Here is a 24317-nt window from a genome sequence, read left to right as displayed (position 1 = left end):
TGCGGCTGCACGTAGCAGCCGCACTGCAGTTCCTGCTGTCTTAGCTGGGGGCAAACCGGCTGGAGATGGAGTGGCTGGCGGCGGGATGGGTTTCCGAGACGTGGGTATTGCCTTCCCCACGGAGGTACTCGCGCAGCGTGGAGCCCTCGTAGTCCTTCCAGACCCGGCCCCGCTTCTGCAGCTCCGGTACGACGAGTTCCACAAAGTCTTCGTAGTCCCCCGGTGAAACAGCATAGGAAAGATTGATGCCGTCCAGGTCACCTTCGTCGACCCAGCGTTCAATTTCATCGGCAATCGTTTCAGGGCTGCCGGCGATGACTGGTTCCATCCCGCCGATGCTGAGATATTCCGCAATAGCGGCCGGAGTCCACTCGCGCGACGGGTCGGCCTTGGTAAAGAGGTTCACTACGGTCTGGATTGAATTTGATTCCAGGTTCTTCAGCGGCTCGTGCAGCGGGAACTTGCTCAAGTCAACGCCTGACCACCCGCCAAAGAGGGCCATCGCGCCCGCGTGGGATGCGTGCTTGCGGTACTCAGCAAGCTTTCGTTCAGCGGCCGCGTCCGAATCGGCCACGACAGCCGTCAGCAGGGAGAAAATCTTCAGGTCCTCGCCGTTGCGGCCCTCCGCCTCTGCAGTTGCCCGGATGTCGCCGGTTATCTGACGGCTGAGCGTGGGGTTCAGGACATTAACGAAGAGCCCTTCGCCATGTTTAGCCGCGAAGGCGCGACCGCGGGGTGAACCGCCGGCCTGATAGATGACAGGAGACCGCTGTGGAGACGGTTCGCACATGTGGAAGCCCGGTACGTTGAAATATTCACCGGCATGTCCAATGGGGTGAACCTTCTCAGGATCAACGTAAATGCCCCTTTCGCGGTCAAGAACCACAGCGTCGTCTTCCCACGAGCCTTCCCAGAGCTTGTAGACGACTTCCATGAATTCCTCGGCCAGCTCATACCGTTGGTCGTGGGCCATCTGCCCGGACATTCCATGGTTGAGAGCGGCGCTATTGAGGTAGGAGGACACCACGTTCCAGCCGATGCGTCCTGCCGTCACGTGATCGAGAGTGGAGAGCCTGCGTGCCAGAGCGTACGGATTTTCGAATGTCACGGCCGCCGTGACGGCAAATCCCAGATTCTGGGTCGCAGCCGCCATCGCAGAGACATACACCGTTGGATCATTAGCTGGAATCTGCACGCCGTCGCGCAGGCTGGGGGCGGCAGAACCCTCGAAGACGTCGTAGGGGCCAAGGACATCCGCCAGGAAAAGGGCGTCGAATCGGCCCTTTTCGAGGAGTTTCGCCATGTTCGTCCAATAGTCCAGCTGGGTGTAATTTTCGGTCTTGCTTCGGGGATGCCGCCACAACCCAGGGCTCTGGTGCCCTGGAGTCGCCATATTGAATGCATTGAGACTGATGCGCTTACTCATCATCGGCTCCTAGAGTCCTAAAGTGATCGGACACTCCGATCGAAGTACGCACTCAGTAAAGCACGTATCGGCCTCGCTGTGAAGCGGCGGGATGGGAACAAGCGCAAGAATCTTACGAGAATGCATCTTGTGCCGCAGGTCACGATCATGCTCTACTAGAAGTGCGCTCCTAACGAAGTGCACTTCCAGTATTTCATTCGGCCGTCCATGCGGCCCGGATCGTACAGGTAGATAATTGGTCTTATCTCGTGCAGGTCTCGCTCCCCGAGCGTGCCGACGAGGTGTGAACACTCTGCCTCTCCAGGTCTGATAACAGTTGCGATGACGCTTCCAGTTTTCGCCCTAGCTTTGGGATAAATCATGAGTAGTTTGCATACGAGTGGGGCCGCGGCCTTGTCCATGAAGGACCGACTTCGGTCTGTACGGGCCGCAGCTGCGGGAAACATGCTCGAATGGTTCGACTGGACCCTTTACGGGATCTTCTCCACCTATCTGGCCGCCAACTTCTTTGACAACAGCAACCCCACGTCCGCGTTGCTGTCCACCATGGCCGTCTTCGCCGGCGGCTTTATTGCCCGTCCAGTTGGCGGCTTCTTTTTCGGCCGGCTCGGCGACAGAGTTGGACGACGGCTTACCTTGCTGGTCACGATGATGACTCTTTCGTTCACCACACTGGCCGTTGCCCTGGTCCCGACCTACGACCAAATCGGGGCCTGGGCCTCGGTCATCCTGTTGGTACTGCGACTGCTTCAAGGCTTGGCCCATGGCGGCGAAGCCGGCGTCTCCTACACCTATGTTGCTGAAATTGCGCCGAAGGAACGCCGCGGCCTCTGGACGAGTGTCGTCTACGTCAGCGTGATGATCGGCGTCATGGGCGCCACAGCCACGGCCGCCCTGTTGAGCAACCTCTTGGGCAGCGCGGTAATGACTGAATGGGGCTGGCGGGTCGGCTTCGGACTCGGAAGTCTGCTCGCCCTGTACGTTCTTGTCCTGCGGCGTTTTGCCAAGGAAACCGATGTGTTCACTGAGCAGAAATCCGAGCAGCATCAGAAGCCAACCGGAAGCAAGATGTCAGCGGCGGATCGTGCAAGGGTGTACAAGGCCTGCGTTTTCATTTTCCTTCTCTCCTCCTGCACCAACGTTGTCTACTACACCTGGGTGACGTTTGCCCCGGTAAACGCAATCACATTGAAGGGCATGGACCCGGGCGGCGCCTACATCGCGAGTCTGCTGGCCCAGCTCATGGTGCTGTTCTTCCTCGTCCTGTTCGGCCACCTGTCGGATAAAGTGGGACGCCGCCCCATGACCATGGCTCTCGGGATCGCCGTGATCCTGCTGATCGTGCCGATCCAGATGATTCTCACTGACCAGCCCTGGACCCTCTTCGTCGCCCAGGGACTGGGCCTCACGGCATGGGCTCTCGCCGTTGGCTTCTACCCGGCACTGATGGCCGAACTGGCGCCCACCTTTGCACGGGCCCGCGTCGTCGGTGTGATGACGTCACTGGCGGCAGGCGTCTTCGGGGGCACGGCACCCTATCTGTACACCTGGCTGACCGGCATTGGCCTGGCCTCTGTTTTCTACGCCTATCTGGCGTCACTGGCCGTACTGACCATCATCGTCGGCTTCAAAATGAAAGAAACCAGCGGCATGGACCTGAATGAGGACATGCATGAACCGGCTCTGCCCTCAGAGCAGCCCCAGCCATCCTCAGCGGCTTCAAACTGAGCAGGCCCTCGACGGAATTGAAGGGAAATCCCCCTATGCAACCCGAACCTACGACTCATACTGCCGCGATTCTAGGAGCCGGCTTTGGTGGACTCGGCATGGCAGCGCAACTCAAGCGTGCGGGTATCGACGATTTTGTCGTCCTCGAAAGGAATGACGGCGTTGGGGGTGTCTGGAGAAACAATGACTATCCAGGCGCAGCGTGCGATACGGAAGCCCAGATCTACAACTACAGCTTCTTCCCGCATCTCACTGTCAGCCGGATGTACGCAGGACGGGACGAACTGCTGGCCTATCTCGAGCGCATGGTTGACTACTTCAGCTTCTCAGAACAGCTGCACCTTGGCACTGAAGTCGTCACAGCATGCTGGGAGGAGTTCGAAAGCCGCTGGCGCCTGACAGCCGCAGACAGTCAGGTATATTACGCCCGGTTCCTCATTCCGGCCTGGGGCCAACTCAACCTTCCCTCAGCGCCCCGCTATCCCGGCCTTTCATCGTTCGCCGGCAGTATTTTCCACTCGGCGCAGTGGGACCACGGCGTGGAATTGAAAGGCAAACGCGTTCTAAGCATCGGAACCGCGGCGAGTGCAGTCCAATATATTCCGGAAGTCGCGAAGGTGGCAGCGGAACTTGTTGTGTTCCAGCGCAGTGCAAACTGGATGCTGCCGCGCAATCAGGTGATTTTCAGTCAGGAAGAACTGAACGCATTCCAAGCAAGCCCTGACCTTTTTGAGGCAAGCAGGGACAACATCCATCAGGCACGTGAACATGGGTTTGAGCGGACACGTCACGGCTCTGATGCCCAGCTCGAGGGAATGAATCAGGCACTTGCCCACCTTGCCGCCCAAGTACCAGAGCTTGAGCTGCGGCAGAAGCTTACACCAGACTACGAATTCGGATGCAAGCGAATTCTCCGCTCCGACGATTACTACCCGGCATTGATGCGGCCAAACGTCGAGCTGGTCACTGGACCTATCTCGCGCGTAGTGCCCGAAGGTGTGGTGCTGGCCGACGGGAGCCTGCATGAAGGAGATGTCATCATTTTTGGAACAGGCTTCAAATCCCAGGCGTTCCATGGCGCTCTTCGGATCTTCGGACGGGATGGGGTCGACCTTGCAGAACGCTGGGGGGACAGCCCTGAAGCCTACTTGGGAATGACCGTGGACGGGTTCCCGAACATGTTCATGATCTATGGCCCCAACACCAACCTCAATCACAATTCCATCATCAGCATGCTTGAGATTCAGCAGAAGTATGTCACGGACATGCTGCACGAGATGAGGGCCGAGGAAGGCAGTTGGGTCGAGGTATCCCCAGCAACGCTCGAGCTGTACAACTGCGCCTTGCAGGAAGAATTGAAAGACTCAGCATTCGCCTCTAACTGCTCCAGCTGGTACAAGAACCCTGCTGGCCGCATCATCAACAACTGGTCAGGCAGCGTGGAGGACTACCGCAAGATCGCCGCGTGGAACAGATCCGACTTCACGACAGACTCGGAGCGGGGGGCGCAGGAGCTCGTCGAAGCCGGTGCTGCCGTCGGCGAGAGTCGTCGCGGCGGAACCGACCTGGACAGTTTCCTGTCCAGCTTCATGTACGGCGAATAATTCCCGGCACCACCACGAACTTAGGGAGAACCTTGCCCAATCACAAAATGCCAGTATGGGCCGTTCAACGAGTCAACGCAGTGTTGGCCGACGAGATCAGCTCCGGCCGTCGTCCAACCCACCAAGTCCTCGCCCGCCGGACGGGGCTAAGTAAACGCCTCATTCGGCGCTGCCTCATCGAATCCATCGCATCGCCAATAAACTCCGACGGCCATACGCCAACGCCTCAGGCCAGAGAACGCAGTATCTCCGGGCTGCCTCACGCCGGAACTTCAACGGCCGATAACATTCGACATCACCTCAAAGGCAGTCCCGGGACTGTTGACCCGTTGCGCATGATTCCCTGAAAACGGCAAACGTCCACTAAAAACGTCAGGGCTACCTGGAAGGGCAAGAACTGCGACAGGCTCTATCCGGCCAGTCGTGAATGCTGCATAAGCCGAAAGTACCCGCGCTCCTTGCCCTCGGCAGGAGATCTATGCCCACCGGCGCCGAAATCACAAGCCGCGCGGGCCGGTGCCTGGTTATCCTCAGCCGGGAACGCAGCTCCCGGCTGAAATCCCAACAACTATCTACACGATTGGAACATCCGCTATGTTGTCATCACTGACCGCCCCGGACCTGAATTCCGAAGCACGCGAAGGTGAATTGTTGTCTTCCGTACCCACGGGTTTGCTGATCAATGGTCAGTGGCGCCCTGCGCACTCCGGGAAGACCTTCGATGTCGAGGATCCAGCAACAGGCAAGGTCCTGCTCAGCATTGCCGATGCCGGTCCTGAAGACGGTGCGGCTGCCCTCAACGCCGCAGCTGCTGCCCAGGCTGACTGGGCACGTACCGCGCCACGGGAACGCGGTGAGATCCTGCGCCGCGCTTTTGATTTGGTCACCGAAAGCGCCGAGGACTTCGCCCTGCTCATGACGTTGGAAATGGGCAAACCTCTGGCTGAAGCCCGCGGCGAGGTCACCTACGGTGCCGAGTTTTTGCGCTGGTTTTCCGAGGAAGCTGTGCGTGTCAGCGGGCGTTACTCCCAGGCTCCTGACGGTAAGAACCGCCTGCTTGTTCAGAAGAAGCCTGTAGGCCCGTGCCTGCTGATCACCCCCTGGAACTTCCCACTGGCCATGGCCACCCGCAAAGTGGCCCCTGCCGTCGCCGCCGGGTGCACCATGGTCCTCAAACCAGCCAATCTCACCCCGCTGACCAGCCTGCTGTTCGCCCAGGTGATGCAGGAAGCCGGGCTTCCCGACGGGGTCCTGAACGTCATCCAAACCTCCACCGCAGGTGCGGTCACCGGCCCGTTGATCAAGGACGACCGCCTTCGAAAAATCTCCTTCACCGGCTCCACCCCAGTGGGCAAGGCCCTCATCCGCGAGGCCGCTGGCAAGGTCCTGCGCACCTCCATGGAACTCGGCGGCAACGCCCCATTCATGGTTTTCGAGGACGCGGACCTCGATAAGGCAGTAGAGGCGGCTGTCGCGGCAAAGATGCGCAACATGGGCGAGGCCTGCACCGCGGCCAACCGCTTCATCGTGCACGAGTCCATCGCCGATACCTTTGCCGAGAAGTTCGCCGCCAAGATCAGTAACCTGACCACCGCCCGCGGTACCGATCCGGAATCCAACGTGGGACCACTTATTGATGCCAAGGCTCGCGAAAGCGTCCATGCCCTTGTCACCGACGCGGTTGCAGCAGGGGCGACGGTCCTCACCGGTGGAGCAGCCGTCGATGGTCCCGGATACTTCTACCAGCCCACGGTATTGAAAAATGTCGCTGCCGATGCCCGCATACTGCAGGAAGAGATCTTCGGCCCAGTCGCGCCGATCGTCACGTTCTCCACTGAGGACGACGCGATCCGCCTCGCGAACAACACCGAGTACGGTCTGGTGGCCTACGTCTTCACCAGCGACCTTAACCGAGGCCTGCGCGTGAGCGAACGCGTGGAAACCGGCATGCTCGGCCTGAACGCCGGCGTCATCTCTAACGCTGCCGCGCCCTTCGGCGGCGTCAAGCAGTCCGGCCTGGGACGTGAAGGCGGCACCGAAGGCATTGAAGAGTACCTCTACACCCAATATGTAGGTATCGCGGACCCTTACGCCGACTGACGTTCATACCTTTCCACCGCCCTCGCAACAGGAACGGTTGGCAAAGCGGTGGGCCCTCCCAAGAAACGTGAACCTCGTTCGCTTCTGAGGAGGGCCCACAGGCCGTCCCCGCGCGATGCGATAACCGCAGGATTGCAGCAACCCTATTGCCGGACTACATCCCCTCGCCGGCACCGGAACAAGGATTCACAGGTGACTGGGTAAGGTGTGACCATGACGAACGAGGACGAAGCCCCCGGCGGCACACGCCGGCGTCACCTCGCCCTTGAAATCGGGGCAAGGGTCAAAGCCGAACGACGGCGCCTGGGATTCACTCTGGACGAGCTTGCTGCCCGCGGCGGCTCGAGCCGCAGCATGCTCTCAGCCATCGAGCGGGGTGACAAAATTCCAACAGTCCTGACCCTGGACCAAATCGCCAGTGCGTTGGGAGTGAGCGTCTCACGTCTTCTGGCCAGTCAGACGCAGAGCAGAGTATCCGTTATACGACGCCAAGATCAGAAGATCGTCCAGGAACCAGAACGACGCGGACGAAAACCGGGCTTTTGGCGCAGGGTCACATCTCCAGTACTTGAGAACGTCAATTTCGAAATGGGCCGGCTCGAAATGGAGGCTGGTGTTGACGGCGGTACATATCCGCCCCATCAACCTGGTTGGTCAGAGTATGTAGTGGTCGAAAGCGGCATCCTGGAAATGACTATTGACGGACTATCCCACCGCTTGGATACGGGAGACGCGATATATTTCGCTTCTGACTGCACCCACGCTTACAGGAACATCGGCGACAAGCCCTGCATCGCATATGTGGTCATGACGGGCCCCCAGACACTGCCGCAACGCACACGGGACGACATGGCGTACCCTCTTGGACGCGCGCAGGCAGACTCTTTCAGTATCGATGACCAGGAATAATTGTCATAGCCTGCTGCGCGGCTCGCCATGACAAGCACTGGCCGGAGTTGCATCTGCCTCGTTAGCGCCTTTATCCGGGGTTTGAACTCTAGACCGCCACGAATTCCCAAAATCGGTATGCACGGACCGCGTAGCGGCTCTACTCTATGCCGGCTAGAACTCCCCGCAAGGTCCGCTAAAAGCCCCAGCTACAGGCCATTGGTCAGGCGCCGCTGGCCTCCTTGGCGGCACGGAAGCCAGCTTCAAGGTCTGCCAGGATGTCATCGATGTGCTCGATGCCCACGGAGAGGCGGACCAGTCCCGGGGTCACGCCGGCCACGGCCTGCTGCTCCGCAGAGAGCTGACTGTGGGTGGTGGAGGCCGGATGGATGACCAGGGACCGGACGTCCCCGATATTGGCCACGTGTGAGTGCAGGTCCAGCGCGTCCACGAACCGCTTGCCCGCCTCGGCGCCGCCGGCAAGATTGAAGGACACGATGGCACCCGTCCCCTTGGGGCCGTACTTGCGCCCACGCTCGTACCAGGGGCTTGAGGGGAGGCCCGCGTAGGCGACGGATTCGACGTCGTCACGCGCTTCCAGCCAGCGGGCCACTTCGCCGGCGTTGGCCACGTGGCGTTCCACCCGCAGGCTCAGGGTCTCCAGGCCCTGCGCGATGAGGAAGGCATTGAACGGGGATACCGCCGCCCCCAGGTCCCGCAGGAGCTGGACGCGTGCCTTGAGGATGTAGGACAGGTTGGCGCCCAGGGCGCCGCCCTCGCCGAGGTCGCGGCCGTAGACAAGCCCGTTGTAGGTGGGGTCCGGGGTGTTGAAGCCGGGGAACCGCTCCGGGTCCTTGCTGAAATCGAACTTGCCGGAGTCCACGATGACGCCTGCGATCGCTGCGCCGTGGCCGCCCAGGTATTTGGTGGCCGAATGGACCACAACGTCCGCGCCCCATTCCAGCGGCCGGATCAGGTACGGCGTGGACAGCGTGTTGTCGACGATCAGCGGCACGCCTGCCTCATGGGCGGCCTCGGAGACGCCCTCAATGTCCAGGACATCCTGGCGGGGGTTGGACACCACCTCGGCGAAGAAGAGCTTGGTGTTCGGCTGCACAGCGTCACGCCACTGGTCCAGGTTGTCCGGGTCCGCCACGAACGTGACAGTAATGCCGAACTTCTTCAGCGTGTGCGCGAAGAGGTTGTAGGTGCCGCCGTAGAGGCTGGGGCTGGCCACGATGTGGTCCCCGGCTTCGGCGATGTTCAGGACCGCGTATGTCTCCGCCGCCTGGCCGGAGCTGAGCAGCAGCGCTGCCAGGCCTCCTTCGAGGCTGGCGATCCGCTGCTCCACCGCATCCTGGGTGGGGTTGCCGATGCGCGTATAGATCGGCGCCAGTTCGGCCAGGGCAAAACGGTTGGCCGCGCTCTCGGCGCTGGGAAACACGAAGGACGTGGTCTGGTAAATGGGCAATGCCCGGGCGCCAGTGGCAGAATCCGGCTCCTGCCCGGCGTGGATCTGGCGGGTTTCGAAGGACCATCCGTTGGACATTCAAGGCTCCTATGACATGGGCCCGGGGCATGCTGGGAGCACCACGGGCCGCGCTTGCCATCCGGCCATTGCCGGACAGCCAGGTCCTCACCCGGGGCACCCCACCGCGGATGGAGGGTTGCCGGCCAGCGAGCCGGGGCTTGGCGCTGGCGCTCATAACCTGTCCCCAGTGTAGGAACACCGGACTGTTTCGGGGACGGCTACGACGGATATGACCTTGCAGATCTAGTTGTTGTGGGTGCGGTAAATCCGAAAGCATCTGAAATGCCACGACGCCCCGCCTTCTCCTCCGGAAGGGGCGCATAAATGCCTCAAGTTCCGCCATCGCGTTGCTTTCGCCAGCCTTTTATCTGCCCCTTCGCCATCAAGAATGGTTGACGGGGCTGACGTCTGCGCCACTGCCACTTCTGGCGAAGGTTGCCGCAGGCTTCGCGCTGGTCTCGCCGTCAGACGGTGTGCACGGTACTTCAGGCACCGGGGAGATGATATTCAACAGACCGCTGACCGGCGCAACTGCGACACTTTCTGCCACCCGCTTATTGCAGCGGGCTCCCCCACCTTTCGATAATCACGCCGGGGGGGACGTCGCAACTCAGACGCGCTTCATAGCGGCCCGGAGCGAGCCGAGTCACCGAAATGCCAATGCGTTCAGACATGGCCGCCGGCTTCAGGCGGTCCACCGCTTGATCCAGGGCAGAGTCCAATTCCTTTCGGGTTTGAACGTCTACAACGAGACGTCCGCCTGCTGCGTTCATGGGAAAGAGTCCTTATCTTGGTGGTGATCGATACGTTGGTTAGGTCAGATGCGCCAGGCGGGAAGGGAAGAATTACGGCCGCCGCGGGTAGTCAACTTGGGCCAGCCCAGGCAACCGGTTAGTCCGGACGGAACCCAGCGAACCAGGCCTACGCCAGAAGAAGGGGCAGAGCCCTGTTTCGGAGCGCGCCACGGTTTTGCTGTCAGACAGCCCCAAAAAAGGTGGCTATGTGACACTGCTCGTAGCCCAGTTCAAAACCTCGCTGCCCTACGCACGTCGCTGCATCTGGGCAACCAAATCTGCGTTCAAACCGTAAGCGCCAATAGCGGAACCAGCCTATTGCAGGGGCTCACCTCAGAATCATGTATGAGGGCATTTGGTAGCGAGGAGCAGTATGGCCTTGTCGTTACATCAGCCCTGCCAGCCGGAGTCGCCTGCCCACCCCCTCGTGCGGGGCGGGGCAGGCGACCAAGAAAAGCGTTAGGCGTTGACGAGTTCCGACCAAGGAGCGAGCTCAAGCCCATGGGCGTCGCTCACCGAATTGTTCGTGACCTTGCCTGCTGCGATATTGAGCCCGGCGGCCAGTGCCGCGTCCTTTTCGAGGGCCTTTTTGACGCCCAGGTTTGCCAAGGCGATGGCGTACGGCAGCGTGACGTTCGTCAGCGCGTAGGTGGAAGTGCTGGGAACCGCACCTGGCATATTGGCGACACAATAGAACACCGTATCGTGTACGCGGAACGTAGGTTCCTCGTGCGTAGTGGGCCGCGTGTCCTCGAAGCAGCCCCCCTGATCGACAGCGATGTCCACAAGGACGCTCCCGGGCTTCATTCGAGAAACCAAATCATTGCTCACAAGCTTGGGAGCCTTGGCACCGGGGATGAGCACCGATCCAATCACCAGATCCGCATCAGTTACGGAACGTTCAATCTCGAGACTGTTCGAGGCAATGGTTTTGAGCCGGCCAGCATACTGGGCATCAAGTTCCCGAAGCCGGGAGACATTGATGTCCAGGATGGAAACATCTGCGCCGAGGCCCACGGCCATGGCAGCAGCGTTGGTTCCAGCGACTCCAGCGCCCAGAATCGTGACCTTTGCGGGGCGCACGCCCGGAACACCACCCAGAAGCACGCCCTTCCCGCCGGCAGGAGCCATGAGAGAGTTCGCGCCAACAGTTACCGCCAGCCGGCCCGCCACCTCACTCATTGGAGCCAGAAGCGGCAAGAAACGTCCTGCCTGGACGGTTTCATAAGCGATGGCAGTAACGCCAGAGGCTAGCAATGCTTCCGTCAGTGCCGGCTCGGCTGCAAGGTGCAAGTACGTGAAGAGCGTTAGCCCCTCTCGGAAGTGACGGTATTCGGACGAAATAGGTTCCTTGACCTTCAAAACCATGTCCGCCCTGGCCCACAGCTCGTCCACATACTGAACTATCTCCGCCCCAGCGAGCATGTACTCCTGATCGCTGATGCCCGAGCCATCACCGGCACCGGACTCGATGAGAACCTGGTGCCCGTTGGTTTTGAGTTCGTGCACACCAGCTGCAGTGATGGCCACACGAAACTCGTTGTTTTTGATTTCTTTAGGGATGGAGACGATCATGTCGGTTACCTTCAAATAGATGGGTTGTTATTAGGGGCGGTGGCAGAAAAAGCTGAAGCTACTAAGCACATCCACAGGTGATGAAGCCAGTCGTTCGCGTGCGTAGTAGACGCAAATTCGGAAGTTCCGGAATACATGCGAGCATCGCCAGGATCCGGCTGTTACCCGAAACGTTGTTTGAGGTATTCGAACCTGGGCATGCGGCGGAGTACTCGGAGTACATGCAAATGAACATCCCGCCCCAATACCGGGGTGCTCATCGGAAATGCATTCGTTAGGGGTCTGATGGACTGGCAACGAGTTCGAACATGTAGGTACGTCCGTGAAGCTGGCCAGGGACACACACCCTGGTGGCAAGACGAGTATCTTGGTCCCGATGCACGTGCTTGGCAAGCTTGCGCTAAGGCAGGCGGACGGCCCTCTTGTTCATGAATTCCTCAATGCCGAGAGGGCCAAGTTCGCGGCCGATGCCTGAACGCTTGATACCTCCGAACGGTACGTCAGGCAGTGAACCCGGTGGGGTGTTAACCGTGATCATGCCTGATTCGAGCCTGTCACCGACCCGCTGGGCACGTGTGGGGTCTGCACTGAAGACGCTGGCGCCAAGGCCGTAAACCGAGTCGTTGGCCAAAGCGATGGCTTCATCCTCGCTGGCGGCGCGGTAGATCACGATGGCGGGGCCGAAGAGCTCCTCGTAGTACGCGCGCATGTCCTTCGTCACCCCGGTCAGGACTGCTGGTTCGACGAACGCCCCTGGTCTGTCAATGTGCCTTCCGCCGGTCAGCAGGGAGGCACCCTTGTCGACGGCGTCCTGGATCTGTTCGATCAGCTCGTCGGCGGCTTGCTGGGAAGAGAGCGGGGCGAGCGTCGTCTGCGGATCGGCGGGGTCACCTGGTTTGTAGTAGGACATACGGGCCGTTACCTTTTCAACGAACTCTTCGAAGAGGTCGTCCATCACGATGATCCGCTTGGGTGAGTTGCAGGCCTGGCCATTGTTGCCCATTCTTGCGCTGACGACGGTGTCAACGGTGTTGTCCATGTCGGCGGTATCGAGCACGATCAGGGGGTCGGATCCGCCGAGTTCCAGAACGCATTTTTTAAGGTTGCGTCCGGCTGTGGCACCCACCGCCGCACCAGCCCGTTCGCTTCCAGTCAGAGAGATGCCTTGGATCCGGTCATCGGAAAGCATCCAGGCGATTTGGTCGCTCGTGGCGTAGATGTTGATGTAAGCATCTTCAGGGACGCCCGCGTCATGGAGGAGCTGCTCGATGGCGGCGGCGGAACGGGGGCAGTTCCGTGCGTGCTTGAGCAGGATGGTATTACCGAGAACCAGATTTGGGGCAACAAAGCGGGCAACCTGGTAATACGGGTAGTTCCACGGCATAACACCGATTAGTGAACCCACGGGGCGCTTCTGGATCAGCGCCTTTCCGCCTTTGATCTCCAGCTGCTCGTCGGAAAGCAGCGCCGGCCCGTTCTCGGCATAATAGGCGAAGATGTCTGACACAAGTTGCAGTTCGCCCTTGCCCTCGTCAATCCTCTTGCCCATCTCTTGGGCAATGATGGCTGCAAGTTCTTCGCTCCGTTCGCGAAAGAGCTCGCCTGCACGCTTCACCGCCAAGACCCGGTCTTCGACCGGCCGCTCCCGCCACAGCCGGTAAGCGTCATGTGAGCGGCCGACAGCCGCGCTCACCTGCTCGTTGGTTGCTGTTGGAAACTCTTCTACCAACAAACCTGTTGCTGGATTGACGATCTGGTACATCTACGACTCCATCCTGAGCGGCTTGCAAGGGCCGCTAGACGTTACCTAGGGCAGGGCCGATGCTTGCTTACCGACCCACCAAGTGAAAGTGTACTCCGTTAGGAGCTCACTTCTAATTAGAGCATGTTCGTGACCTGCGGCACAAGCGGAAACTATGGGAACCAAAGAACTGCAGATGCATTCAGCCTTCAGGAACAGCGTTTGAGATTGTCATGGTGCTGGCTCGGGAAGAACGCAAACTCGCGCGGCTTCTCGTCAGGCATGGCAACCCCGCCTCTCGCTGTACCTAGAGCAAACCTCGGCAGGATGGCTCCTCACGGGAGCCTTCCTGCCGAGGCATGCAGGTAGGACTTAACGTGGGGCTGCCTCGGCGAGGGCGGGGCCAAGATAGGTATCGAATGAGTCGTCCATGGCATCGAGCCAACGCGTGTGGTGCGGCGTGGCCAACGTACACGTCATGATGGATCTGTAGCACACGTCACGATAGCGAAGGATGTCGGCTTTCTTGTCCTCTTGCCAAGCCAGGAAAGTAGCCACAACTTCTTCGAGGTCAAACATCGGATAATCAGTTGCTTCGATAAGGTCCTTTATGTAATCGGCCTGAAACTGCACCTCGTCCTTGTCGCCGGAGAGGCTTTCCTGGCGTTCCCGCCACGTATCGATCTCCGCTCGTCGCTGATGCGGGGAGGGAAGGCTCGCCTGGCCGAGGATGACATCGCGGACATACCAGGCCTGGGCATCAAACATGTTGAAGGTGAACCATTGATCCTGCATTCCCAGGAAGAACAGCCGCTGGTTTGCCTCCGAAACAACACCTTTATAGAGGTGGTCCGGATAAAGGCAGTTTTGGGTCTTCAAAGCAAGGTCGCTGGGAAGAAAAGGGAAATGGTGCTTGTAACCCGTGCATAGGAACACTGCGTCAAACTCGTGCGACTCGCCGTTCGCAAAGTATGCACGCCGCCCCTCAAAGCGTTGCACTAAGGGCAACTCCCGAGCCCCGTCCGGCCATCCGAAGCCCATGGGGCGGGTCCGGTAGCTGAAAGTTACGCTTCTGGCGCCCATTTTGTGGGCCTGGATCCCGATGTCCTCAGCGGAATATGAGCTTCCGATAAGCAGCACATCCTTACCCCCCAGGTCCTCAGCACCACGGAAGTCATGGGCGTGACAGATGCGTCCGGGAAAGGTCTCAATGCCTGGGAAAGCAGGCATGTTGGGTGTGGAAAAGTGTCCGTTGGCAACGACCACCTCGGTGTAGAGGTCGGTGGTTGTTTCACCTGTCGGGAGGTGAACACTCGTGACGGCAAAAGCATCTTCCGCGGCCAAATACTGCACTGCACGTACTGAGGTCTCGAAGCGTACGTACTGGCGGACATTGCTCTGCAGTGCCCGCCCCTGAATGTAGTCCCACAGGACCTGCCGTGGGGGGTATGACGAGACGGGGTGGCCGAAGTGCTCGTCAAAGGTGTACTCCGCGAACTCCAGACATTCTTTGGGCGCGTTGGACCACAGATGCCGGTACATACTTGAATGAACCGGCTCTCCGTACTCATCCAAGCCTGTGCGCCAGGTGTAATTCCATTGGCCACCCCAGTCGCGCTGCTTTTCAAAGCAAACCACCTCCGGCACATCCACGCCCTTTGCCCGGGCGGATTCGAAGGCCCTCAACTGAGCCATTCCGCTGGGGCCGGCCCCAATAATGGCGATGCGTTTATTCATCCAAGTCTCCTTAGTTACAAAAAGGGGCAGATCGGCAAGCCCGATCGATCCAGGCAAGCAGGGTCACGTCGCAACCGGAAGCGGGACCCCGGCCCTTCTACACGGCTGTCGTTCTACGCCTGTAGATAAAAGGGAGTGCACTCCGTTAGAAGCTCACTCGCAAAAGTAGAGCACGGAGTGGCCTGCGACACAAGCGTGAAAAGTTTGGTGCTCCACTTCACATGCTGAAAAAGTCATGCTTTACTGAACGTACGCTTCGATCGGAGTGCACGCTCATAACATCGCTCCTACCTTGGTGAGAACCAAAAGGCTTTTTCGCTTCCATGCCGCCCGTATCCCTACGGCGTGATCCGGGCGCAAGCCGCCGGCCCGACATCAGCGGGACGGTGCCAATCAACTTAAATAACACCACCGTCAGTGGAAGTTATCCACTATGGTGGAAACACTGTTGGCTGGTCGATGCGTCGGCCATCCCTCAGAACAGTAAAGAAAGTGGCCCAACATGAATTCTTCCACTTCCCAAACCGCCCCATCGGAAGCGGCTGCATCCCCACGCTATAAGCGCGTGCTGGGCTTGCCCGCACTGGTCCTCTTTGGATTGGCCTACATGGTTCCGTTGACGGTATTCACAACTTTTGGCTATGTGAGCGTCATGAGCGAGGGACATGTTGCAGCGGCATACATCGTGACCCTGATTGCGATGCTGTTCACGGCAACCAGCTACGGTGCGATGGTGAAGGCGCACCCTAGCTCGGGTTCGACCTACACGTTCGTCCGGCGGACATTTGGTGCTAACACCAGCTTCGTCGTGGGCTGGGCCTTGTTGCTCGACTACATTCTGCTGCCGATGATCTGCTACCTGTTTTTGGGCATCTATCTGCAGCCATACACTCCGGAGGTGCCTGTCGCCGTCTGGATCGTCGGCGCTGTTGTCCTCGTCACAGGGCTGAACATTTTGGGCATTAAGATGGTGGCTAAAATGAACCTGGTCATGGTCGGGTTCCAGCTTGTCTTCATCGCGGTCTTTATTCTGGCCTCAGTTCAGACTATGGGCGGCCAGGACCTACCATCACCTATCACACCGTTCTTCTCCCCCGATATGCCCATCGGAGGAGTGATCGCCGGCGCTGCAATGCTATGCCTTTCTTTCCTGGGCTTCGATGCGGTGTCCACGCTGGCCGAAGAGACAGATAATCCGAGGGTGAAAATTCCCCGGGCCATCCTGCTTTGCACTTTGATCGGTGGAGGCCTCTACATCGGAATCGCTTACACCGCGCAGATGGTCTTCCCCGGCTACACATTCGAAAACGTCGACGCCGCGACGCTGGAGGTCATGACTCACGCAGGCGGGGAATGGCTGTCCGTGTTCTTCACCGCCGCCTACTGCGCCGGCCTTTTTGCCTGCGCAATGGCCTCTCAGGCAAGCGTTTCACGCATCCTCTACGCGATGGGGCGCGACGCTGCGTTGCCGAAGCGGGTCTTCGGGCAAATGAACACGCGCTTCAGCACCCCCGTCAATGCCACAGTAATTTCAGGTGCATTCGGCCTCACCGCGCTGTTCATTGACGGCACGACTGCTGCGGCACTGATCAGCTTCGGCGCCCTTTCCGCCTTCACCTTCGTGAATCTAACCGTCATCAAGCACTACGTAATCGACAAGGGCAATCGTGGTGCGCGCGCAATCCTCCGCTATGCCGTCGTGCCAGGCATTGGTGTTGCCCTTACATTATGGCTCTGGACCCAGCTCACGGAAGTCGCCTTTTGGGTGGGCTTTATTTGGATCGGTCTCGGCTTGGTCTGGCTGTTGTCCCTGACCAGGATGTTCCGCCGCCCGCTGCCCGAGGTCACCTTTGAGGAGATCGAAACACCAGAGCTCCCTGTACGCACCAGCCAGGAAGCAACAGCGGGAAACCCCTGACCCTCAGAACCTGAGTGTGGCACCAGTTGGTGCCCGCCACCGCCTGTCCGCTTGTCCCTTGCACCGGGCAGGTGGGATTCACAAGAAAGAGAGAACCGCCATGTCAACGCCAACCGAAACCATTGCCCCCGAGACGTCCGCAGCAGCCCGGGAGTCCTCGGAACTGCAGGACCTTGCCCAAAAGCACCTCCTGATGCACTTCACCGGAGCCCATACTTACACGGAGGCCCCTCCTGCCATCATGGTCAAAGGCGAGGGGTGCTGGCTGGAGGACGAGAAGGGCAACCGTTACCTCGACGCTCTTGCTGGCTTGTACTGCGTTCAAATCGGCTACAGCCACGGCGAGGAGATCGGGGAGGCAGTCAAAGCCCAGATGACTGACCTGCCGTACTACACCAACTGGGGCTATGCCCACCCCCCCGCCGTCCGGCTCGCCGCAAAGGTCGCCGAGATCGCACCTGAGGGCCTGGACCGGGTTTTCCTCACCTCCGGCGGCAGCGAAAGCAACGAAGCTGCCATCAAGCTCATTCGCCAGTACCATCAGGCCAAGGGTGAAGGTTCCCGGATGAAGTTCCTGGCCAGAAGGAACGCCTACCACGGCACATCGTTTGCGGCTTTGTCCATCAATGGCATGACAAACTTTCGGAAGCCATTCGAGCCGCTCATGCATGGTGCCCGCCATTTCTCGAATACCAACCGTTACAGGCGGCCGATCAACGAGACCGAGGAGCAGTTCACCGACTTCCTGCTCCACGAGCTTGAGGAATTGATCCGCCAAGAAGGACCGGACACAGTAGCTGCCATCTTCATCGAACCCCTTCAGAACGCGGCCGGTTCAGTAACCCCACCCCGCGGATACTGCGAAGGCGTCAGGGCGATTTGCGACAAATACGGCATTTTGCTGGTAGCGGATGAAGTCATCACCGGGTTCGGCCGCCTCGGGGAATGGTTTGCATCGACGCGTTTTGGCCTCAAACCAGACATCATCACCTGCGCCAAGGGAATAGCTTCCGCCTACGTCCCGCTGGGCGCAATGATCGCCACCAGTGACGTGGTCGATACCGTGCTCAATGGTCCTGCAGGGATGTACCTGCACGGCCTCACTTACGGAGGGAATCCTTCCGCCTGCGCCGCAGGGCTGGCCAACCTGGCGATTATGGAACGCGAAGACGTTCTGGGCAACGTCAGGCATAACGAAGATTACTTCCGAACCCGCATGGCCGATCTGGGCTCGCTTGCCCTGGTTGGAGACGTTCGAGGCGCCGGTTATCACTGGACCCTTGAGCTGGCCACCGACAAGGAAAAGCGCACATGGGCCGACCCGGTAGATGCTGCCGATTTTGTAGCAAATCATCTGGCCCCCGGGTTGCTGTCGGCAGGTGTCCTCTGCCGGGCAGCTGTAGACCAGGGCGGCGCCCCTCTTATCCAATTCTCCCCGCCTCTCATCCTCAACCGCGACGAAATTGACTGGCTGGTTGCCAGCGTAGCCGCGGTGCTGAAGGAAGCCGAAAGCGCCCTTGCGGGCACCAGAGCCTAAAGCGCGAGACGGAAATCCTGCCGGCCAGCGGTCGCTGCCCTGCTGGAAGAGACGGGCCAAAGGCCCGGCAGTCAGACTGAATTGAGTTCACGTGCGAGGCAGCTTTGCGCGTAACCCGAAGCGGGCTCGCGCGCAATGCCTGTTGCGCGTGAGCCCGCTCGGGTCGGCAAATACAGCGAGTTCACCTTTTGCAAGCAACGCTGATCCTGAGGCAGAACCGGCAGTAGATGAAAAATAGCAACGCAGAGATATTCCGTCAGGATTTGTCACTCAGTAGACAGAACTTCTAACGGCAGGGTCACCCGATCCAGCGAACTAGCGGACATGTCCCGTTAGGAGTTTGATTTCCAAAACATAGAGGAATTATTGGTGAACAGCAGCCACGTAAGTGGTCTCAGCTCCGGTGCTGGAAGCCGCCGCGTGAAGCGCGGTATGGCTGAGATGCTCAAGGGCGGCGTCATCATGGACGTCGTCAACGTCGAGCAGGCCCGCATCGCCGAAGATGCCGGTGCCGTTGCAGTGATGGCGCTGGAACGTGTGCCGGCTGATATCCGCGCCCAGGGCGGCGTGTCCCGGATGTCGGATCCGGACATGATCGACAAGATCATCGAGGCCGTGTCCGTGCCGGTCATGGCCAAGGCCAGGATCGGCCACTTTGTTGAGGCGCAGATCCTGCAGTCCCTGGGCGTTGACTACATTGACGAGTCCGAGGTCCTGACCCCGGCCGACTATGCCAACCACATCGACAAGTGGGAATTCACCGTTCCCTTCGTCTGTGGTGCCACCAACCTTGGTGAGGCGCTGCGCCGGATCAACGAGGGCGCGGCGATGATCCGGTCCAAGGGCGAGGCCGGCACCGGAGATGTTTCCAACGCCACCACGCACATGCGCCAGATCCGTGCCGAGCTGCGCCGGCTCTCCTCGCTGCCCGAGGACGAGCTGTACGTTGCCGCGAAGGAACTGCAGGCCCCGTACGAACTGGTCAAGGAAGTTGCGCTCACGGGCAAGCTTCCGGTGGTGCTGTTCACTGCCGGCGGCATCGCCACCCCTGCGGACGCGGCGATGATGATGCAGCTCGGCGCTGACGGCGTGTTCGTCGGCTCGGGCATCTTCAAGTCCGGCAACCCGGCCCAGCGCGCGGCCGCCGTGGTGAAGGCCACCACCTTCTTTGATGACCCGGACGTTATCGCCAAGGCCTCCCGCGGCCTGGGCGAAGCCATAGCGGGCATCAACGTCGACGAAATCCCACAACCTCACCGCCTCGCCGAACGCGGCTGGTAACTGCGACCGGCAGCGCCCATCCATACCTAGGACGGCATCATGGGTCATTTCCTTGGTCGTTCCAACCTGGACGACCCCGCATCAGGTCATTCACCACAACCCACTGCCTATCACCTTCGGATTGCAGAGGCGTGGCGGGCGTGCCGCATAGGCGACGGCGTTAGTATCCGTGGTGGCGACACCTTGGTCCGGCGAGGGGTGGTGGCTGATGTGCCGGACGGTCTGGGATACGGATAGCCGCTAACGGCGTGGCTACGAAATCATTTTTTCATACTAATAACGGTATGGAAGTGTAGGGCCCGGACAGATCCGGACCAACAGCAAGCGCTGCCCAGAGGAATGAGTGCGGGTATTTCAGAAGGGACTGATGATGAGCATGCCTTCACCAAGTAGTGAGATCCTTTGCTGATCATGGAGAAACTGGTGTTGCTCCGGCGATGAAGGACGTCCGGTGTGCAGCTGGCGGTCAGCCTCGAACGGCTCTCGCCGTTGGAACCGTACAGGTCAAGCAGGGCTTGAAGCTCGAATCTCTAGCCGTAGACGGCTCACCGCCCAAGCATCCTTCTGGCTGCCACCCACGCCCCGGTTACCTCAGCTTTTGCAATCTGCGGTACTTCGTGGTCAATGGTCCGGGCCGCAACCGTGGCCTGCCAACTGCAGCTGCCCGATGTGGACAAGCTCAGTCCGGCTGATGCTCGGCATTGATGAACACTGGCTCCGGTCTGTTCGCTAATTTAGGACACGTCAACCTGGGCGTGGATACGGTTCGAGCCGTGGATGACAACCATCGTGGATTTTGGAACACCGGGTAGGTCCTTGGCGTGGTCGACGGCCGCGATCACAAGGTCAGGGGACTGGATGTTCGCCCTGCGCCTTCAATAGCGCCTGGCCGTGCAGGTCGTCTCGATCGATCCCCCGGCGGCGTTCCGCAAAGAGTTGCGGATGTGGCTGGCCCACACCGCGGTCGCGGTTGATCATTTCCACTAGATCTCGCTGGCCAATCAGGCCATACTCGAGACCCGGCAAAACCTCTCCCAGCAGGTCAAGGGCCGCCGCGGCAGTGGCCGGGGCGGCAGCGCTTCCGGTGCGCAGGTGGCGGAAATTACTAGTCACCAATATAAGCAAAAACCCGTTACAGGCAGAGGATGCGCCAGGTCACCGCAAGGTAAGTCCTCGGACGCGGACATGGTGCCACCGGTAAACCGGGCGCTGTTGGCATCCACTAGGACTTAATCATCCAAGAACTGGAGGGAAGGCGTTCCCGCCCCTTTCAGTGAAACGCAGCCCGACCGGATGATCGGAAGCGTCTCCGTAAGTGGGCGAGATTCGCGGGCTGCCCGGTGCAGCATGGCAACGTTCGACGTCAGTATTATCGAAGAGGCCGGGCTTAGACTGCCTGCGGGGCTTCTAGAAACTTGAACAGGGACTCGTGGAGGATGATGGGACTCTTGTCAGAATAGGCTTGGGCGGATTCCACTTTGAGGAGTACCACCGAATGATCTCCGGCGGGAAGTTCTGCAAAGACGGAGCACTCCAACCACAGGGAACAGCCAGGGACAACGATGGCTCCCTGATCGTTGACGCGATAAAGGATGTCATCGAACTTGTCAGGCCTGCGCGATGCCATCCTGAGACACGTCTGCTGCTGCTCCGATCCCAAGATGGAGACACCGATCCTTTCGGCATTACGGAGAACAGGCCACGTAGTGGAGGTATGTTGAGCCGAAAAGGAAACCAGGGGTGGGTCCATGGAGACTCCTACCGTGAACGAGGAGGCAACAAGCCCCTTAGGAACCCCTTGTACCATCGCGCTGATTGCAGCTACCCCCGTCGGAAACTTTGAGAAAACCTCTTTGAGGTCCAATGATTCAGTGATAGCGAGCGTAGTCATAGCTTTCCTTCGGTCTTGGAGCTAATTTGAAAGTGTCATCCTTTCGGAGTGCACTTTCATTAGATCACTTTGTGAGAGGGGACACAAGGGCAGTAAGTAAAAGTCTCGCCGTTGCAAGTGTGTGATGACCTTGTACAAGGCGAGGGCTTGTGGAGTCTCAGGACGCACTCGTGATGGGCAACTAATACATCGGCCGAGCTATCCGCACTAACTGAAACAACCGCCGTCTGCTTGGAACCCCTGGGGAGCAGATCATCAGCCATCCCAGACCCCATAAGTTGGCAATAGCAATCTCTCAGACGCAGCGGCTGAGCCCGCCCGCGCCCGCCGCGAGCGTAAGCACTACCCGTGCAAGACCGACGCCACGCCGAAGCCCAAACGAACAGTGTCCACACACTCCTGAGACATCATCTGTCACGAGGTCATGAGACATGAGTCAGAAGAGACGGTTACCTACTGCGCTGCAGTTATGTTCAGGGGTTCAAGCAGGGCTTCCAAACGGCTGGCGAGCCTGGCATCTATTGTCTTAGGGTCCCGGCGGCGGGCGTGTGTGGCGAGCACTTCGTGGACATAGATGGCGTGGACGTTTTGGGCAATGAGGCGCGGCGGCGACGGGCGGAGGACGCCGGCGTCCTGGCCTTTGCGGATGACCCGTTCGACGAGGGCGTGCCAGCGGTCGCCCTGTTCCAGGCCGCGTTGGCCGAAGTCTTCGGGGCTGAAGGAGTCCCGCACGTACACGTAGCCGCTGTCGGGGTCCCGTTTGTAGAGCCCGGCAAGGGATGTGTACATTGCTGTGATTCTGTCGATGTAGTACTGGGCCGTGCCATGTTCGGTGGTGTCTTTGGCGTCCTCGTCCAGGCAGGCTTGCAGCACGTCGTTGAAGAACTCCTCGTAGATGAGGAGGAAGAGGTTCTTTTTGTTGACCACGTACCGGAAGAGCGTTGCCTCGCCGATGCCGGCCCTGGCGGCCAGTTCCTTGGTCGTGATGCTGTCGTACTCCTTTTCGGAGAGCATTTCACGAGCGACAGCCAAAACGCTTTCCATGGTCTGGCGCTTCTTCCGCTCGCGTAGAGTCAGGGGGCCGTCAGATATAAGAGACACAATTGCAATTTACCAGTCCATGCCGAATTGCGGGCGAGGGCCACGGTTGCTGACTGCAGATTTTCGGGCCTAACAACAACTCGTTTGCGGTGCTCGGCCTTCATCCGCGTGCCGGAACGACAGGATAAAAGAACCGTTTTGGTTGACTGAGCCCGAGTTCTGCGCCGCCGCCTGTAGCAGCCCTGCCGGAACGGAAGGGCAAGATGGCGCCGAACGGGTGGGGTCCACGAGCACCCCCACCGCAGTCAATCTTGGGCTACACGACAGCAGGTGAAAAGCGAATGACCTTCCCCGCGAACAAAGCCATGCCGGGCGTAAGCCCTAACGACCTGACATTTCATAAAACCTCAGGATGGTTCAGAGTTCCCAGTCGGCATGCCGTAGTGGTCTGCAATCAGTTCAAGGGTGTGTGCTTGAGCGCGGCGCGAATAGCCTTGGACAACCAGCATCACCTCGTTGACGCCTGTTTGATGGTGAAGCTCCTCCAAGCCGGCTGCAACCTGGGCAGGGGTTCCATGAAGTGCCCGGTCGGTGTATTCCTCAATAACCTGTTGTTCCTGGCCGTTGGCTTGGTAGGCTTCCACTTCCTCGGGCGGGAGCAGTGCGAAGGACTTGCGTTGGAACATCCTCAGCATTGCCATCGCGGTGGAAGCTGATTGACGACGGGCCTCTGCGGGATCTTCATCAGCGATCGCCCCGACGCTGACCAGACTGTAGGGTTCGGCAAGGAAGCGCGATGGGCGGAATCTTTGGCGGTAAATCCGCATGGCGTTGAGAACGTCGGCGCTGCCGAACTGCAGGGCGAAGGCATAGGGTCGGCCGAGCCGGGCGGCGACCTGCGCGGAGTAGATCGATGACCCCAGTATCCAGACATCAGCGCTGGTTTCGGGTTGCGGTATGCGGTTCTGCTCTGACTGCCAGGGTCCGGGCACCGCATGAACGTCGCGGTAGGGGTGATCTTGTGGAAAATCGTTGCCCAGAAAGCCCAGCAGTTCTGCGACTTGCTCGGGAAATTCATCGTTCGCGGTGTGGTGACGACGCAGGGCTGAAGCGGTTGCCCCGTCGGTGCCGGGAGCCCGTCCCAACCCTAGATCGATCCGTCCAGGGGCCAGCGCGTCGAGCATGCCGATTTGCTCGGCGACGACCAGGGGCACGTGGTTGGGCAGCATGATTCCGCCCGCCCCGAGCCTGATGCGCTCGGTCTCGCCGGTCAGCCGCGCCACCATCAGCTGCGGGGAAGGTATGGAAGCTCCGGGCATTGCATGGTGCTCCGACATCCAGAAACGCTGGAAGCCGCGCCGGTCGGCCAGCTGCGCCAGCTTGATGATCTCATCATAGGTTTCCTGCACAGAGTTGCCGACACCGGTAAAGGCATTGTCCAGTACAGACAAGACGAACGGGGCGGTGCCGCAAGAGCGCGAACTAGTCACAAAAGTACCTCACATAACGGAAAAAAGTTGCTTTT

16 protein-coding genes and 1 riboswitch are annotated in these 24317 nt (G+C 59.6%); of the genes, 7 read left to right on the top strand and 9 right to left on the bottom strand.

Features of this window, described 5'->3' with window-relative positions; genetic code table 11:
* Positions 1 to 40: 40 nt before the first annotated feature.
* Positions 41 to 1426, bottom strand: coding sequence for an LLM class flavin-dependent oxidoreductase (locus F8G81_RS10190; RefSeq protein WP_267278850.1), 1386 nt, complete (start codon positions 1424 to 1426; stop codon positions 41 to 43).
* A gap of 360 nt (positions 1427 to 1786) precedes the next feature.
* On the opposite strand from F8G81_RS10190, the gene F8G81_RS10185 reads away from it, so the two are divergent.
* The 4 genes from F8G81_RS10185 to F8G81_RS10170 all read left to right on the top strand — a co-directional run bounded on the left by F8G81_RS10185 (position 1787) and on the right by F8G81_RS10170 (position 7767).
* On the top strand, positions 1787 to 3154 hold the full coding sequence (locus tag F8G81_RS10185; protein ID WP_267278849.1) for an MFS transporter: 1368 nt from the start codon (positions 1787 to 1789) through the stop codon (positions 3152 to 3154).
* Positions 3155 to 3252: 98 nt separating this feature from the next.
* Positions 3253 to 4758, top strand: a complete 1506-nt coding sequence (locus F8G81_RS10180) for a flavin-containing monooxygenase (protein WP_267278848.1) — start codon at positions 3253 to 3255, stop codon at positions 4756 to 4758.
* A gap of 594 nt (positions 4759 to 5352) precedes the next feature.
* On the top strand, positions 5353 to 6858 hold the full coding sequence (locus tag F8G81_RS10175; protein WP_267278847.1) for an NAD-dependent succinate-semialdehyde dehydrogenase: 1506 nt from the start codon (positions 5353 to 5355) through the stop codon (positions 6856 to 6858).
* A gap of 213 nt (positions 6859 to 7071) precedes the next feature.
* The gene (locus F8G81_RS10170) at positions 7072 to 7767 is read left to right on the top strand and encodes a helix-turn-helix domain-containing protein (protein WP_267278846.1); all 696 of its coding nucleotides are present in this window, start codon (positions 7072 to 7074) and stop codon (positions 7765 to 7767) included.
* Between the two features lie 202 nt (positions 7768 to 7969).
* On the opposite strand, the gene F8G81_RS10165 is transcribed toward F8G81_RS10170, so the two are convergent.
* The 4 genes from F8G81_RS10165 to F8G81_RS10150 form a co-directional block, all read right to left on the bottom strand.
* Complete coding sequence (locus tag F8G81_RS10165; protein ID WP_267278845.1) at positions 7970 to 9295, bottom strand: bifunctional o-acetylhomoserine/o-acetylserine sulfhydrylase; 1326 nt, start codon at positions 9293 to 9295, stop codon at positions 7970 to 7972.
* A 45-nt stretch (positions 9296 to 9340) separates the two neighbouring features.
* Positions 9341 to 9456, bottom strand: a riboswitch (SAM riboswitch).
* 1074 nt (positions 9457 to 10530) lie between these two features.
* Positions 10531 to 11646 (bottom strand): alanine dehydrogenase, encoded by a 1116-nt coding sequence (gene ald, locus F8G81_RS10160; RefSeq protein WP_267278844.1) that lies wholly within the window; start codon positions 11644 to 11646, stop codon positions 10531 to 10533.
* Positions 11647 to 12046: 400 nt separating this feature from the next.
* The gene (locus F8G81_RS10155) at positions 12047 to 13408 is read right to left on the bottom strand and encodes an NAD-dependent succinate-semialdehyde dehydrogenase (protein WP_267278843.1); all 1362 of its coding nucleotides are present in this window, start codon (positions 13406 to 13408) and stop codon (positions 12047 to 12049) included.
* Positions 13409 to 13759: 351 nt separating this feature from the next.
* Entirely contained in the window at positions 13760 to 15124 is a 1365-nt protein-coding gene (locus F8G81_RS10150; RefSeq protein WP_267278842.1) for an NAD(P)-binding domain-containing protein, read from the bottom strand.
* Between the two features lie 502 nt (positions 15125 to 15626).
* On the opposite strand from F8G81_RS10150, the gene F8G81_RS10145 reads away from it, so the two are divergent.
* From F8G81_RS10145 to pdxS, 3 genes are all read left to right on the top strand, one after another.
* A complete protein-coding gene (locus F8G81_RS10145; RefSeq protein WP_267278841.1) occupies positions 15627 to 17042 on the top strand; it encodes an APC family permease in 1416 nt (471 codons plus the stop codon).
* Between the two features lie 100 nt (positions 17043 to 17142).
* Entirely contained in the window at positions 17143 to 18579 is a 1437-nt protein-coding gene (locus F8G81_RS10140; protein WP_267278840.1) for an aspartate aminotransferase family protein, read from the top strand.
* A gap of 432 nt (positions 18580 to 19011) precedes the next feature.
* A complete protein-coding gene (gene pdxS / locus F8G81_RS10135) occupies positions 19012 to 19860 on the top strand; it encodes a pyridoxal 5'-phosphate synthase lyase subunit PdxS (protein WP_267278839.1) in 849 nt (282 codons plus the stop codon).
* A gap of 846 nt (positions 19861 to 20706) precedes the next feature.
* Here pdxS and F8G81_RS10130 read toward each other — a convergent pair.
* From F8G81_RS10130 to F8G81_RS10115, 4 genes are all read right to left on the bottom strand, one after another.
* Positions 20707 to 20973 (bottom strand): hypothetical protein, encoded by a 267-nt coding sequence (locus F8G81_RS10130; protein WP_267278838.1) that lies wholly within the window; start codon positions 20971 to 20973, stop codon positions 20707 to 20709.
* Positions 20974 to 21247: 274 nt separating this feature from the next.
* On the bottom strand, positions 21248 to 21751 hold the full coding sequence (locus F8G81_RS10125; protein WP_267278837.1) for a flavin reductase family protein: 504 nt from the start codon (positions 21749 to 21751) through the stop codon (positions 21248 to 21250).
* A gap of 453 nt (positions 21752 to 22204) precedes the next feature.
* The gene (locus F8G81_RS10120; RefSeq protein WP_267278836.1) at positions 22205 to 22852 is read right to left on the bottom strand and encodes a TetR/AcrR family transcriptional regulator; all 648 of its coding nucleotides are present in this window, start codon (positions 22850 to 22852) and stop codon (positions 22205 to 22207) included.
* Between the two features lie 347 nt (positions 22853 to 23199).
* Positions 23200 to 24243: an LLM class flavin-dependent oxidoreductase gene (locus tag F8G81_RS10115; protein ID WP_267278835.1), complete on the bottom strand. Its 1044-nt coding sequence runs from the start codon at positions 24241 to 24243 to the stop codon at positions 23200 to 23202.
* Positions 24244 to 24317 lie beyond the last annotated feature (74 nt).

It is taken from the genome of Arthrobacter sp. CDRTa11 (assembly GCF_026427775.1).
GTDB lineage: Bacteria > Actinomycetota > Actinomycetes > Actinomycetales > Micrococcaceae > Arthrobacter.
This window is presented reverse-complemented; position numbering and strand designations above follow the sequence as displayed.

Excerpts from the sequence above, each read along its gene's own strand:
- F8G81_RS10190 (WP_267278850.1), bottom strand. The coding sequence starts at position 1,426 with ATGAGTAAGCGCATCAGTCTCAATGCATTCAATATGGCGACTCCAGGG.
- F8G81_RS10185 (WP_267278849.1), top strand. The coding sequence starts at position 1,787 with ATGAGTAGTTTGCATACGAGTGGGGCCGCGGCCTTGTCCATGAAGGAC.
- F8G81_RS10180 (WP_267278848.1), top strand. The coding sequence starts at position 3,253 with ATGGCAGCGCAACTCAAGCGTGCGGGTATCGACGATTTTGTCGTCCTC.
- F8G81_RS10175 (WP_267278847.1), top strand. The coding sequence starts at position 5,353 with ATGTTGTCATCACTGACCGCCCCGGACCTGAATTCCGAAGCACGCGAA.
- F8G81_RS10170 (WP_267278846.1), top strand. The coding sequence starts at position 7,072 with ATGACGAACGAGGACGAAGCCCCCGGCGGCACACGCCGGCGTCACCTC.
- F8G81_RS10165 (WP_267278845.1), bottom strand. The coding sequence starts at position 9,295 with ATGTCCAACGGATGGTCCTTCGAAACCCGCCAGATCCACGCCGGGCAG.
- ald (WP_267278844.1), bottom strand. The coding sequence starts at position 11,646 with ATGATCGTCTCCATCCCTAAAGAAATCAAAAACAACGAGTTTCGTGTG.
- F8G81_RS10155 (WP_267278843.1), bottom strand. The coding sequence starts at position 13,408 with ATGTACCAGATCGTCAATCCAGCAACAGGTTTGTTGGTAGAAGAGTTT.
- F8G81_RS10150 (WP_267278842.1), bottom strand. The coding sequence starts at position 15,124 with ATGAATAAACGCATCGCCATTATTGGGGCCGGCCCCAGCGGAATGGCT.
- F8G81_RS10145 (WP_267278841.1), top strand. The coding sequence starts at position 15,627 with ATGAATTCTTCCACTTCCCAAACCGCCCCATCGGAAGCGGCTGCATCC.
- F8G81_RS10140 (WP_267278840.1), top strand. The coding sequence starts at position 17,143 with ATGTCAACGCCAACCGAAACCATTGCCCCCGAGACGTCCGCAGCAGCC.
- pdxS (WP_267278839.1), top strand. The coding sequence starts at position 19,012 with ATGGCTGAGATGCTCAAGGGCGGCGTCATCATGGACGTCGTCAACGTC.
- F8G81_RS10125 (WP_267278837.1), bottom strand. The coding sequence starts at position 21,751 with ATGACTACGCTCGCTATCACTGAATCATTGGACCTCAAAGAGGTTTTC.